At 66.7% G+C, this 13,983-nt stretch carries 10 protein-coding genes; 6 read left to right on the forward strand and 4 right to left on the reverse strand.

Features of this window, described 5'->3' with window-relative positions; all coding sequences use genetic code 11:
* Position 1: 1 nt before the first annotated feature.
* Together FFS08_RS04315 and FFS08_RS04320 are read right to left on the reverse strand one after the other, a co-directional pair.
* Complete coding sequence (locus FFS08_RS04315) at positions 2-1,516, reverse strand: XrtA system polysaccharide chain length determinant (protein ID WP_137864947.1); 1,515 nt, start codon at positions 1,514-1,516, stop codon at positions 2-4.
* 10 nt (positions 1,517-1,526) lie between these two features.
* Positions 1,527-2,171: an XrtA/PEP-CTERM system exopolysaccharide export protein gene (locus tag FFS08_RS04320; RefSeq protein ID WP_137864946.1), complete on the reverse strand. Its 645-nt coding sequence runs from the start codon at positions 2,169-2,171 to the stop codon at positions 1,527-1,529.
* A gap of 333 nt (positions 2,172-2,504) precedes the next feature.
* Between FFS08_RS04320 and FFS08_RS04325 the strand changes: the two genes are divergently transcribed.
* Together FFS08_RS04325 and FFS08_RS04330 are read left to right on the forward strand one after the other, a co-directional pair.
* The gene (locus FFS08_RS04325; protein WP_137864945.1) at positions 2,505-4,925 is read left to right on the forward strand and encodes a TonB-dependent receptor plug domain-containing protein; all 2,421 of its coding nucleotides are present in this window, start codon (positions 2,505-2,507) and stop codon (positions 4,923-4,925) included.
* 307 nt (positions 4,926-5,232) lie between these two features.
* Positions 5,233-5,646: a hypothetical protein gene (locus tag FFS08_RS04330; protein WP_137864944.1), complete on the forward strand. Its 414-nt coding sequence runs from the start codon at positions 5,233-5,235 to the stop codon at positions 5,644-5,646.
* A gap of 120 nt (positions 5,647-5,766) precedes the next feature.
* On the opposite strand, the gene FFS08_RS04335 is transcribed toward FFS08_RS04330, so the two are convergent.
* Positions 5,767-6,945: an acetyltransferase domain-containing protein gene (locus FFS08_RS04335; RefSeq protein ID WP_137864943.1), complete on the reverse strand. Its 1,179-nt coding sequence runs from the start codon at positions 6,943-6,945 to the stop codon at positions 5,767-5,769.
* A gap of 52 nt (positions 6,946-6,997) precedes the next feature.
* Between FFS08_RS04335 and FFS08_RS04340 the strand changes: the two genes are divergently transcribed.
* The 4 genes from FFS08_RS04340 to rnk all read left to right on the forward strand — a co-directional run bounded on the left by FFS08_RS04340 (position 6,998) and on the right by rnk (position 11,674).
* Positions 6,998-9,058: a TonB-dependent siderophore receptor gene (locus FFS08_RS04340; RefSeq protein ID WP_249341281.1), complete on the forward strand. Its 2,061-nt coding sequence runs from the start codon at positions 6,998-7,000 to the stop codon at positions 9,056-9,058.
* A gap of 30 nt (positions 9,059-9,088) precedes the next feature.
* Positions 9,089-9,646, forward strand: coding sequence for a helix-turn-helix transcriptional regulator (locus FFS08_RS04345; protein ID WP_137864941.1), 558 nt, complete (start codon positions 9,089-9,091; stop codon positions 9,644-9,646).
* 272 nt (positions 9,647-9,918) lie between these two features.
* On the forward strand, positions 9,919-11,076 hold the full coding sequence (locus FFS08_RS04350) for an MFS transporter (protein ID WP_137871815.1): 1,158 nt from the start codon (positions 9,919-9,921) through the stop codon (positions 11,074-11,076).
* Between the two features lie 208 nt (positions 11,077-11,284).
* Positions 11,285-11,674 carry a nucleoside diphosphate kinase regulator gene (rnk, locus tag FFS08_RS04355; protein ID WP_137864274.1) on the forward strand — a complete coding sequence of 130 codons (390 nt, stop codon included), beginning with the start codon at positions 11,285-11,287 and terminating at the stop codon, positions 11,672-11,674.
* 438 nt (positions 11,675-12,112) lie between these two features.
* Here rnk and FFS08_RS04360 read toward each other — a convergent pair whose 3' ends face one another.
* Positions 12,113-13,630 (reverse strand): hypothetical protein, encoded by a 1,518-nt coding sequence (locus FFS08_RS04360; protein ID WP_137864275.1) that lies wholly within the window; start codon positions 13,628-13,630, stop codon positions 12,113-12,115.
* Positions 13,631-13,983: the final 353 nt, after the last annotated feature.

The raw sequence follows: 13,983 nt of genomic DNA on the forward strand, positions 1-13,983 counted from the left end.
CTCAGGCCCCCATGCCGCGTTGGAGGAATTCCACGCCGATCAGCCCGACATAGGCGAAGCACAGCGCGGCCACTCCGCCGGCGAACAGCACCAGCTTCCGGCGCCGCATCGCGGTCTGCGCGGCGGTCACCACTTCGCCGATCGAGCCGATCACCGGCATGCCGCTTGCCTTTTCGAGCTTGGCCGCGGTCGGGAAGGTCGTGGTCAGCTTGCCCAGCGCGAAGGCGGCGGCGACACCCGCGCCCAGCCCGGCGATCAGCACGCCGGTGAGCAGCAGCGGCCGGTTGGGCGAGCTCGGCGCGCGCGGCTGGGTCGGCGGGTCGACCACGTTGAACTTGTCGGCATCGGCGACATTCTGCGCCTGGCTCGAGATCTTCATCTGCTCGCGCTGGGCGAGCAGCTGGTCATACTGGTTCTTGAGCACCTGATATTGGCGCTCGATCTCGCCCTGCTCGGCGGCGACGCCCGGTGCCTCGGCCATCTTGGCCTGGAGCAGGTTCAGGTCGCCTTCGATCTGCGCCTTGCGCTGGATCAGCGCGGCGACGGTCGCCTGCTTGTCCGCCCGCATCGACTGGAGGCCGATATAGACTGGATTGGAAGCCCCTGCCGACGCGCCGCTGGCCACCGGCTCGCGCGCTGCCGCGCTCTGCGCCGCGGCGAGCTGGTTCTTGAGCGCGATCACATCGGGATGGCTATCGGTATAGCCCTTGGCGCGCGCATCGGCGAGCTGGCCCTGGATCGCCGCGAGCCGCGCCCGCGCCGGCCCGGTCGCCGGCGCGCCGCCGGCCCCTGCGATGTTCGCCGGGGTGCTCGCCATCTGGGCGTTGACCACGTTCAGGCTCGATTGCGCCGCCGCCAGGTCCGACTGGATCTGGGCGAGCTGGGTGCGCGCCGCAGAGACGCGATCGTCGATCGATCCGGTGCCGGGCAGCGAGCCGAGATAGCGGTTCTGGAAGTCCGCCTTCTTCGCCTCGGCGTCCGCCAGCTGCTTCTGCCGCGCGTCGAGCTGCTGATCCATGAAGTCGAGCGACTGGCTCGACTGGTCGCGATTGTCGGAGAGGTTCGCCTCGACGAAGATGTCGATCAGCTTCTGGGTGATCTGGCGGGCGAGCTTGCCGCTCGGCGCCGTCACTGCGATTTCGAACAGATTGTCCTGCTGCGCGGTCAGCTTGATCGCCTTCTGGAGGCCGGCCACCCGGTCCGCCACGTCGCGGTCGGTCGCCACGGTGCGGGCGAGATCGGTGCCGCGCACCACCTTCTCCAGGTTGACCGCGCTGGTCAGCGTCTGGCGGACCCGGTCGAGGTCCTTCTGCTGGTTGAGCGCCGTTGTCCCGTCGGTCGGGATGATCTGGCGCAGCTGCACGAAGATGCGCGCGCGCGACTCATAATTGTTCGGCATCTGCGACACCACCAGCCAGCCCGCCAGGCAGATGCCCCAGGCCACCGCCAGCGCCACCCAGCGCCGCTGCCAGATCGCGTGCAGTGCGCCGCGCAGCTCGTCGTAGAGGCTCCCCACCCGCGCTACCTCAGAACATGCTCGTGGGGATGATGATCACGTCGCCCGGCTCGAGCTTGACGTTCGCGCGGATGTCGCCGTTCTTGAGCAGGTCGCCCAGGCGCACCTTGTATTCGGTCTGCTTGCCGGTCTGCCGGTCATAGCGCACCAGCCGCGCGCGGTTGCCCGCGGCGAACTCGCTCAGGCCGCCCACTGCGATCATCGCGTCGAGCAGAGTCATGTTGGCGCGATACGGGATCGAGGCCGGCTTCTCGGTCGCGCCGACGACGCGGACCTGCTGGCTGTACGTCCCGTTGAAATTCTCGACGATCACCGAGACGATCGGATCCTTGATATATTCGCTCAGCGCGAACTTCAGGTCGTCCGCCAGCATCGCCGGGGTCTTGCCCACCGCCGGCATGTCGCTGATCAGCGGCACGGTGATGCGGCCGTCGGGGCGCACCTGCACCTTCGCCGACAGCTCGGGGTTGCGCCACACAAAGACCTGGAGCTGGTCCATCGGGCCGATGACATATTCCTCGCTCGGCACTTCGCGCTGCGCCACCGCCGCCGCGGGCGGCAGCTCCGGACGGCCCCCGCCGCCGCCGCATCCCGCCAGCAGCGCCGCTGCCGCGCCGAGAGCCAGAAATGTCCTGCCGAAACCGATGAAACGCATGCCGAGCTCCTTTCCCGGCGGGCAGACGCGCCGCCGACGTCTCGGCAGCAACCCGCACAGGATCACGGTCAGCTATGGGGGCGAGAGGTAAATATCGGGTTAGGCCTTGCGGACCGTTCGTCGCTTTATCCCGATGGGACACGCTTTCCCGGAGCGGGACATGCCCGCGATCGGCCGGGAACCAATCCCCCGAACGCGCGTTCGGGAGCAGTTGTGTTGCGTTCGCGCAACATCCGGCAACTCCGCTTTTGTCCGCGCCAAGCTTTCCTTTGTATCAATTCCCACCGAATTGGTAGAGATTGTGCTCACCATAAGAAAAGGTGGGCCATCATCATGCGTTTCCGTACTCCGTCGCTCCTCGCCATCGCCACCACGCTGGCGATCGCCGCTTCTCCCGCCCTCGCCCAGGAAACGCCCGCCGCGGAAGCGCAGGCCGATCAGGCGCCGCCCGCCGAAGACACGCAGATCATCGTCACCGGCACTCGCGCCCAGGGCCGCTCGCGGCTCGACACCGCGTCTCCGGTCGATGTGCTGAGCGGCACCGCGCTGCGCAACCAGGGCACGACCGAGCTCGGCGCCGCGCTTGCCGCCATTGCGCCCTCGATCGATTTTCCTCGCCCCTCGGCGACGGACGGCACCGATGCGATCCGCCCGGCCACCCTGCGCGGCCTCTCGCCCGACCAGACGCTGGTCCTGATCAACGGCGTGCGCGCCAACGCCTCGGCGCTGCTCAACGTCAACGGCTCGGTCGGCCGCGGCTCGGCCGCCGTCGATCTGAACACCATCCCCGCCACTGCGCTGGAGCGGATCGAAGTGCTGCGCGACGGCGCCTCGGCGCAATATGGCTCGGACGCGATCGCCGGCGTGATCAACGTCCGCTTGCGGGAAGCGCGCTCGGGCGGCGGCGCCACCGCCACCTATGGCTTCTACACCACCGACATCGACACCGCGCGCGGCAGCCGCTCGGTCACCGGCGAGCCGGCGCTCACCCTATCGGCCTGGCAGGGCATCGGCTTCGGCAATGACGGCTACATCACGCTCTCCGGCGAATATCTGAACCGCGAGGCGACCAACCGCGCCGATTTCGATCCGCGCGTCACGCCCAGCCGCGTCACTGGCCGCTTCGGCGATCCCGCGGTCGAGCAATATACCGGCTATGTGAACGCCGGCACCGGCATCGGCGACAATTGGAAGCTCTATGGCTGGTTCGGCTATCAGGACCGCGACAGCCGCAGCGCCGCCTTCCCGCGCCTGCCCAGCGCCGCCGGCGCCGTCTCGGGCATCTATCCCAACGGCTTCCTGCCGATCATCAACACCAAGTCGACCAATGCGAACGGCGCGCTCGGCATCAAGGGCGACCTTGCCGGCTGGAACGTCGATCTGAACGTCGCGTACGGCCGCAACAAGATTGCCTATTACACCCGCAACTCGGCCAATTACGCTTATGGCAACGCCTCGCCGACCAGCTTCTACGACGGCGCGCTGATCTATGACCAATGGGTCGCCGGGCTCGACGTCGCACGCAGCTTCGACGTGTTCCAGTCGCTGAACGTCGCATTCGGCGTCGAAGGGCGCCGCGAGGGCTTCAAGATCACGCCGGGCGAGCCGGCATCCTGGAACTATCCCGCCACCGGCGCCGTGGCCGGCCAGGCGCCGGGCGCGCAGGGCTTTGGCGGCTTCTCCCCGCTCAACGCCATCGAGCGCAGCCGCAAGAACGTCTCGGGCTATCTCGATCTGGAAGCGCAGATCACCGACAAGCTGCTGATCGGCCTTGCCGGCCGTGCCGAGCACTATACCGACTTCGGCGACACCGCCACCGGCAAGGTCTCGCTGCGCTACGACATCGCCCCCTGGTTCGCGATCCGCGGCACCGCGTCCACCGGCTTCCGCGCGCCCAGCCTCCAGCAGCAATATTTCACCTCGATCGCCTCGGTGGTCCAGAACGGCACGCCGATCCTCACCGGCACCTTCCCCTCGGTCAGCGCCGTCGGCGCCGCGCTGGGCGGCCTGCCGCTCGAGCCGGAACGCTCGACCAACCTGTCGGTCGGCACGGTGATCCGTTCGGGCGGGTTCGACCTGACGATCGACGCCTATCAGATCCGCCTGCGCAACCAGCTCGCCCTTTCGGAGAACATCCAGGCGAGCTTCAGCCCGCAGGTCGCGGCGCTCCTCGCCGGCACCAACACCGGCGCCCAGGCCGCGCGCTTCTTCATCAACGGCCTGCGCTCGCGCGTCCGCGGCATCGACGCGGTGGCGCATTACCGGCTGCCCACCGACGGCGCCGGTACTTTCGACTTCACGCTCGCCGGCAATCTCAACCAGACCAAGGTGGATCGCAGCTCCATTCCCACCTCCACCGGCACGGTCAATCCCGCGCCGGTCCTCTTCGCCCGCAGCCGCATCCTGACGATCGAGCAGGGTACGCCGGGCCAGAAGGTGACCGGCTCGATCGACTGGTCGCTGGACAAGCTCGCGATCACCGCGCGGGCGAGCTATTATGGCGACGTCAACCAGCCGGGCACCACCCCGGCGGCGGACGTCCATAGCGGCCGTCACACCATCACCGATCTCGAGCTGCGGTATCAGGCACTTAAGGGCGCACAGTTCGCACTCGGCGTGAACAATCTGTTCGACGTCTATCCGGACTATACCATCGCCGCGAACAATTCGACCGGCGTGGTCGGCTTCCCCTATTACTCGCCCTTCGGCTTCGGGGGGCGCTATGTCTATGCCCGGATCGGCCTGAACTGGTAAGCCATTTCCCCTGAACTGGGAGCGGCTCCCCCGGGCCGCTCCCGTTTTTTTGCGGATGGATGTGCTCCCCGGCAAAGGCCGGGGCCCAGGCTCGGCGTAAGTGGTTGGGCACGTGCGCTTCTCGAACGACATCGCGATCAGTCCCGGCCTTTGCCGGGGAACCGAACCCGCGGGTTCGGATTACCACTTTTGCCCCATTTGACGCCGTTCAACCCCGATTGGACGCCCCTGAAAGCCGTCATAATGCGTTTGTAATCGCCGAAGTACGCAGTAGATTTCGGGCGGGCTCTGGTCCACGCGATGGAAAGTGGAGAAGCACGCCATGATGACAAAGTCACACTTTTTCATTCCGCCCGTAATTTTTCTGTTCGCCAGCACCCCCCTTTGTGCCGCGCAAACAATCGTCGAAGAGTGTCGCGGGACGGAAACTGTGAAAATCGGAAGCGCCGAACCAAAGTCCGTTCCCTACAGCCTCACTTTCAAGGCCGATCTTGTAGCTAACACATACTGCTACGGTTACTGCACCAAGGAGCAAACTTATTCGATCGCCGACGCAAAATCTGTTCCGATGAAGTTGGCTGATTTGGAACGGGACGGACAAGAGCGGCATCTGATCTTCGATCGCGTCTCCGGCAAGCTCACCGATTACCAAGTCTTCGGCGCGGGACTGGGCACTGTAACGCGAAGCGCAACCGCGGTTTGCAAGCCCTCAAGGCTATAGCCACCATGGGCAGCTTCCTTGGGTCGCGCACCGGAAGCTGCCTTTCGCCTTTCCACCCAATATCCCAGTCGCACGTCGTCCATGATCCCGCGGCCGGCAGGAACGGTACGCCCGCCTGCCTCAAAGATACCGCATCCACCACGCTCCACTCGCTCGCTTCACCGCCGCGAACCGCCGGCACGCGAACCAGCACGGCACCGCCACCACCGCCGCCATCAGCCACAGGCTCGCGACATTGGGCAACGTCGCCAGCCCGTCCGCGCCCGTCGCCAACGCCGCGATCCGATTTATCGCGTGGAGCAGGTAAAGGTGGAAAATGTAGAAGAACAACGGCACCGATCCGAACACCGCCAGCACCGCCACCGGCCGCGTCGGCAGCCTCTCCAGCGCCGCCAGCAGCAGCGCCCCGCAACCCAGGGTCAGCAGCAGGAAGTCCGCCGAGGGCGGATATTTGGTCAGGTTGAGGAAGCCCATCACCGTATGCAGCCCGTCAGGGCCGACCTGCCACGCCACCGGCTCGCCATACCCATTGATCATGCGCAGCACGACGAAGCCGAGCAGCGCCACCCCACCGGCCACCGCCAGCGCGCGCAACCGCCAGCGCTGCTCCACGCCCCGCGCGAACCACGGCCCGATCGCATAGCCAAGCGCGATCACTCCGATCCAGGGTAGCAGCGGATAGGAGGTGCGCACATCGCCGCCCCAGGGCAGCGGCAGCAGCGTGCGTTCGTGCAGCACCGCCCACAGCACATGTCCCGGCCCGCCGGGCGCGACATGCACGCCGTCCAGTTGGTTATGCCCCAGCACCAGCACGAGGCCGACGCCGATGAGCGCGATTCGCGGAAGGTGCGCCAGTGCCGCCAGCGCCAGCATCGAAAGCCCGATCGCCCAGATCACCTGCAGGAAGAAGCGGTCGGGCAGCAGTTCGAAGCTCCAGGCGAAACTCACCACGGTCACCTCCAGCACCACCAGGAACAGCCCGCGCTTCCACAGAAAGTCCGAAGCCGCCCGGGCACCGCCCCGCGGCGCCGCATACAGCCACGCCCCCACCCCGGTCAGGAACACGAATGTCGGCGCGCAGAGATGCGCCGCCAACCGGGTGAAGAACAGGCCCGGCGACGTCGCCGCCACGTCCATCGGGTCGCTCAACGGCACATGGCGGAAGAAGAATTCGCGCGTGTGATCGACCAGCATCAACAGGATCACCAGCCCGCGCAGCGCATCGATCGAGACGATCCGCGCTGGCTTCGCGCCCCGGTTCGGAAATGTTTCGGCGGCAAGCTTCGGGGTTGACAGCATCGGCTTCCTTTCGCCATGCGCGATGTTACATCATCTCACGAAAGGCAAGCCCTTGCTTCGATTGCCCCCGGCGGCGGCCCTGCTCTCGCCGCTGCTCTTCTGCACCTTCCCCGCCTATGCCGAGCCCGAGGATGAGCGCGACGAGGGCCAGGAGATCGTCGTACTCGGCACGCGCCAGGCGCGCGCCGATCCCAGCTTGTCCTCCGATGCGGCAACCGAGCGCATGTCGCAGTCGAGCCGTTCGATCGAGCGCGACCTGCTCACCGCCGCCGGCGCCTATCGCCTGTCCGACGCGCTCGAGCTGGTCAGCGGCGTCAGCAACCAGAATAATCGCGGCGGCTTCCTCGACAATTTCGCGATCCGCGGCTTTCTCGGCACGCCCGACGGCGGCGCCGAATATTATGTCGACGGCTTCCTCGCCAATCGCGGCATGGGCCCGCCGCGCGACCCCGCCACCGCCGAGCGGATCGAGCTGCTCAAGGGCCCGGCCGGCGCGCTGTTCGGCGACATCGATCCCGGCGGCCGCGTCAACATCGTCAGCAAGACGCCCGGCTTCGCCCCCGCCGCCGGCGCCACCCTAACCTATGGCTCGTTCGACACGCGCCGCGTCGAGCTCGACGCCAATGCCCCGCTCGGGCGCAGCCTGGCCGCGCGCATCGTCGTCGCGGCGGAGGACAGCGACGGCTGGCGCGATCATGTGACGCTCCGCCGCCGCACCGTCGCACCCTCGCTCACCTGGCGGCCGAGCGACGCCCTGCGCCTCACCTATGTCGGCGAGATCACGCGTTTCGACGCGCCGTTCGACCGCGGTATCCCCGCGCTGAACGGCAACGCCAACGCCCTGCCGCGCACCAATTTCTACGGCGAGCCGAGCGACGGCGTCACGCGTTTCCGCAACGAGCGCCACCAGCTCACCGGCCTCGCCGCGCTGGGCGACGGCTGGTCGCTGAACGGCGGCATCGCCTGGCGAACCGGCTCGCTCAAGGGCTTCTCCTCCGATCAGTCGCGCCTCGTCGGCACTGCGCTCTGGCGCCAGCGGCGCTCGCGCGATTTCCTTGTCGACGATCTCTCCGCCCGCATCGAGCTGGCCGGCCGCGTCGGCGCCCATCGCCTCGCCTTCGGTGCCAAGGGCTATCTGCTCGACTATGCCGAGCGCTGGATGCGCCGCAATCCGAGCGCGGCCGCCCCCTATGCGATCGACGTCCACCACCCGGCCTATGGCGCGGCCCCGCCCGAGCTGCTTCCCTTCACCAACAATCACGAGAAGCGCTGGTCGGGCACGCTCTACGTCCAGGACATGTGGGACGTCACCGATCGGCTGACGCTCAGCGGCGGCGCGCGCTTCGATGCCTATCGCCAGCGCATCCGCAACAATCGCAGTGGCGCGATCGGCCGCGCGGTCGACGCGCCGGTCAATTTCCGCCTCGGCGCCCGCTATCGCCTGTCGGACGCCGTCGCGCTCCACGCCAATTGGGGCGAGAGCTTCCTGCTCAATTCCGGCACCGACCGCTTCGGCCAGGGCTTCGCGCCCGAGCGCGGCAAGGGCCATGAGCTGGGCGTCACCGGCGCGTGGCGAGGCGTCGACATCGCGCTCACCTGGTTCGACATCCGCAAGCAGGGCATCCTGACCAACGATCCCGTCGACGCGAACTTCCTCGCCCCCGTCGGCAACCTGCGCAGCCGCGGGATCGAGGCCGATGCGGCGATCCGGCTCGCCCGGCACTGGCAGGTCGTCGGCAACTATGCCTGGACCCGCGCCCGTGCCGACGACGCCGCCTTCGCCACCGATCGCGTGCTCGACGTGCCCGAGCATGCCGGCACGCTCTTCGTCCTCGGGCGCTTCCTCGACGGCGCGGGCCGCGGCGCCTCGGTCAGCGCCGGCGTCAGCTATATGGGCGAGCGGGCGGGGGCGATCGACGGCAGCGGGCTCGTCCTGCCGGCCTATGTGAAGGCCAAGGCCGCGATCGAATATGCCTTCTCGCCCCGCGTCTCGCTGCGGCTGGAGGCGGATAATCTGTTCGACGCCCGCTATGCGCAGAGCTCGTACAGCCCGGTCTGGATCTTCCCCGGCGCGCCGCGAACGGTGCGCGCCTCGATGCGGCTGTCCTTGTAGGGGCCGTCCGCCGCGCCTATCCTCGGCGCCATGCTGCACGATCTCCCCTTGGGCCGGGCGCTGCGCCGCTTCCGCGTCCTGAACGGGATCAAGCAGGGCGACGTCGCCGATCGGCTGGCAGTCACCCAGGCCAGCGTCTCGCGCTGGGAGAGCGGCGCCCATCTGCCCGAGCCGGCGATGCGCGACCGCATCCTCGCGATGATCGCCGCCCATGCCGGCAACGACGCCGACAGCGCGCTCCGGCGCCTGATCGAGAGCTCCACCGCTCCAGTGCACCTGGTCTGCGACGCGACCCACCGCCTGCTCGCCGCCTCGCCCGCCCGCGTCGCGGGCTGGCCCGGCGGGGCCGAGGCGTTCCTCGATCGCTCGCTCTGGGCCTTTGCCAGCCCGGAGATCGTCGCCGCCGAGGAAGGCCTTGCCGATCGCGGCTGGTATGATCGCCCGTTCCAGCGCCTGGAGTTCCGCACCGGCCATAACGGTAATCCGCTGATCGCGGTGCTGCCCAGCATGATGCGCTGGGAGACGGTGCCGCTCGCCGACGGGCGGATCGGCCGCATCACCACCACGCTCGCACCCGATCCGGCATAGGTTTGGAACCCAAACAAGTATCTGATTTACCGCCGTCATCCCCGCGCAGGCGGGGATCCAGGGTAGCAGGGGATACCGGCGCCATCATGCGAACGCCGTCCGAGGGCAGGACGTGCCGCCCCGCTCCGCGCATGGCTCTGGATCCCCGCCTGCGCGGGGATGACGGCGTTAGCTGAAGGGGATGACGGCGTTAGCTGAATGAGTCCCCACCCCAGGTTGCCGCGTATAATCTATTCGTGGCCATTCGCGGCCCCCGCCCCTAGCAGGGCCGCATGCGCACGCCCTGGCCCCGAATCCTCATCCTCTGGCTGGTCGGCATCCTCGCCGCCGCGCAGCTCGCCAAGATCTCCGCCATCGCGCCGATCCTGCGCGAGAGCTTCCATCTGTCCCTGCCGCAGATCGCGCTGCTGATCTCGCTGCTCGAAGTCGGCGGCGGGCTGTTCGGCTTCGTCGCCGGCCTGGGGCTCCCGCGCTTCGGCATGCGCGCCTTCCTGCTGCTCGGCGGCGCCACGCTCGCCGGCGCCAGCCTGGTCGAGGCGGTGGCGCCCGATCCGGCGATCCTCTTCGCCGCCCGCGCGGTGGAGGGCGTGGGCTATCTGCTGATGGTGATCGTCGCGCCCACCGCCATCGCCGCCATCGCCACCGACCGCAGCCGCGGCCGCGCACTCGCCTTGTGGAGCACCTTCGTCCCCGTCGGGCTGGCGCTCGGCAGCGCAGTCACCGCCTCGCTGGTCGTGCCGGCGGGCCCGCGCGGAGTCATGCTGCTCTGGGCCGTCGCGCTGGCGGTGATCACTGCGCTGCTCACCCGCCTTCCCCTGCCCGGCGCGAGCGGCCGGGGGATCACCTTCCCCGCCCCCGCCGCCTGGGTCTCCACCTTCGCCTTCGGGCTCTACACCCTGTTCGTCTGCGCGCTGCTCATGCTGCTGCCGAGCTTCCTGGTCGAGCGCAGCGGCGCGCCGATCGCCCAGGCCGGGCTGGTCACTGCCCTCGCCTCGCTCGCCGCCCTGCCCGGCTCCGCCGCCGCCATGTGGCTGATGCGGGGTGGCACGCTGGGCAGCCGCCGAATGATCCTCATCTCCACCGTCGCGCTGCTCGCCACCCTGCCCCTGGTCTTCTGGCTCTATCGGAACGCCGGCGCGAGCCTTGCCGAGAACGGCATGCTCGCCATCGGCGCGACGCTGATCAGCGGCCTCGTTCCGCCGCTGATGTTCGCGCGCCTGCCGGCCCAGGCCGGTGCCGCCACGCCCGATGACCCCCGCATCGCGGCAGCGAACGGCTTGATCACGCAGTTCGGCGCCGGCGGCGCGCTGCTCGGCCCGCCGCTCGCCGGCATGGTCGTGGCCGCCTGGGGCTGGCCCGCGCTCGGCGTCGCGCTGATCGCGCTGGTGCTGGCGATGCTCGCCTGTCTGCTGGTCGCCGAGCGCCTCTGACCCGGTTTGACAAGCGGCGACCCGGCGGCCATCGTCCCGGCATGGTGATGCGCGCGCAACCGCAGCGATTCCGCCTTCACGCGGGACAATTCCTGGCAGGCAACTAGCCCCGGGTTCTCCTCAGGCATGTCCCGGAGACCCGGGGCCGAGCAATGCGCCGTCCGGCGTGCCTGCGGCACGAGCCGCCTTTGCCTGGGAGATCCAAGATATGAGCAAGACCCGCAAGGCGGCCGGCCGGCCGCCCATCGACATGATCGACGACGAAGCCGAGCGGCTCGCCGGCCTGGCGCTCAGCGTCGAGCGCCGCTTTCCCGCGGTCAGCGCGCTGCTGCTGCGCGAGACCGGGCGCGCGCGCCTGCACAAGGCGGCCGGCATCTCGCCCGATACGGTGACGATGGGCTCGACGGTGGAGTTCGTCGACGACAGCAACGGCACGAAGCGCACGGTCACGCTCGTCTATCCGTCCGAGGCGGACATCTCGCGGGGGCGGATCTCGATCCTCACGCCGGTGGGCGCGGCGCTCATCGGCCTGCGGACCGGCCAGTCGATCCTGTGGCCCGATCGCCACCTCACCGTGCTGGGGGTGCGGCGGGCCTGAGGCTCCGTCACCCCGGCCTTGCGCCGGGGTGACGAGGGGTAGAGTATGAGTCCTCAACCTGGGCCGTAGGCTCATTAGAGCGGCTTGGCGGCTTCCGCCCCACATCGGGATGTTTTGGTCTGGCTCGCTGATTCCTCCAAGCGGACGTTGGTTCATGTCCGGAGATTGGGCTTAGTCTCGGTCGCAAACTGTCCAGCGGGTTTCAGGCAGCGAAGGACGAATAGCCGCCCCTTGTTCGAGTACCAGGTTTTGTCACTTGGCCAAAGTGGCGGCACCACCAGGGTTCGCAATCGCAAGGCGCACGGCGGCTTTCGCCGCAGCCTTGTGAAACCGCTGATCATAGTTTGCCATGGGGGCAACGGGTCAAAGGTGTCCCGCTGCCCCCGATAAGCTAGGCGTATCGTCGGGCCGGCATGTCTTGCTGGCCCAGCTACATTCTTAGGGCGCCAAGACGTTCAAGCTTGGCACGAGCGCCCCGTTAATCGCGCTGTTGATGCCGACAATTGCGGTCGACGCAGATGCATAATCAAGGCTCGCGCCGAAGTTTGCAGAGCACCCGATGAGCGTGATGCATCGGCAAGCGTGGAAGCCGTGCGTGTTGGCGGCGTTGACGACACTCAAACCGGTGACGGTAAGTTTATCGCAACTGTTCAAGAAGATTTCGTTGCCGCCTGCAGCGCAATCGAATTGTCCGGCGCCGATTGTACCGGTCAGCCGGACACCAAAGGTACCACCGATCACATTCACACTACCAATAGCCACCGGAAGCACGCTAGTCTCCGAAAGCAAGACCATACGCGTCACCGGAGAGCTCGTGGACAGCGGGTTATGCGTCGAAAGCTTGCCCACGAGGCGGTCGATCAGCAGCCTGGCTCCATCCGGCGCCGCGGTTGCCTGGCGGATAATGGTCTTGTAAGTAGTGTCCTCTGTGCTGCAATTCTCGAAATCCAGAGTGCCGATCCGAATTTCGCGCCAAAGCGACGGATAGCCGGGCAACGCGGCAAGATAAACTGGATAGCTGGCATAGTTCCGCAATTTCAACTTTCCAATCGCGACAGTATCAATATTGTTGATAGACAAAGCGTACGAGTTGACACCACCGTGATTAGGGTAAGGTACGGAGGAATTGGCGATTCTCGTGCCATCAAGATCGAGATGTTCGATCCGGACGCTTTCGTTGATGATTTGCGGATCAGCCGACGTGATCTGGACCACGGATCCGCGCAAGAATCCGATGTCCACACGCACGGGCTGATAAGCTCCGCCCGTGTTTGGTTCGACGTCCAGGTCGCGATATCCAACCGCTCCTTCCTGGACGATTCCGGCGATGGTGGCGTCACCACCCGCAAGTGCGACGATGCAGCGATAGACATTCTTTCCACGGACTATACCAGTCACGAGATCGCGCTGCACTTCCGCCTCGGAGGTTGTCCGGCCGTAAGTGTAGAGAACGTCCCCCCGCAGATCCTCTCCGAAAATATTTCCGATGGTGATGCTCTTGGCGGAAGCCACCATAATTCCGTGAGAGGATTCTCCAAGGTCCGTTGCGATGTTCCCGCGAACATTGAGATCGCCCAGCCTGATGTTCTGCGATTCGGCGGTGAACGCGATGATCGGGTGTGGAGCGCCGTCACCAGTCAAGCCAGGCTTCTGCTGAAACGAGGTGCCCGACGTGGCAATTGTGTAGTTTTCCCCGGAGAAAACCACTTCGGAGACATAGTAGGTTCCGCCGGGAAACAGGAGCACCTTACCTGAGCCGTTGACGGCGTCCCGCGCGGCGTGAATGTCGGCGGTACAATCATAGGTTGAGTTGCCGGACAGGATTGCCGCCTGCTCCCCGACGGGAATGAAGTCGAAGACCGATACAATACCCAGACATGTACAGGTCGCAGAAGACTCTTCGGCTCGTTCCGGCGAGACAGACGGGTCGATCCCTGGATAAGAATTCAATGACATTGCTTTGCTCCTTCGCATAGGAACAAATGCAGAACATTCGATTTCCAACATTGCAAGCGGCCATTTTGCCGCGCAATGGCCACAATCACCTCTCCCGAACTTCATGCGGCCAGAGCCGCCTAGGAGCGGAAGCGCCCTTAGGCTCAATTAGCTGACGTTTTGCCTCGTCTGAATGGGGGCCGGAATGGTAGTATCAGAGCCCAAAGAGCAGCCGCGCCGCTTTCCACCCAATGTCGGCCGTTCCGCCCTAGTGCCGACAGCGGTTGTTTATGAATTTACGACCTAGGGTCGGGACTCATTCAGCGAACCTCGTCATCCCCGCGAAGGCGGGGATCCAGGGGAATGCGGGATAT

This window comes from Sphingomonas sp. 1F27F7B (assembly GCF_005503355.1).
Lineage (GTDB): Bacteria > Pseudomonadota > Alphaproteobacteria > Sphingomonadales > Sphingomonadaceae > Sphingomonas.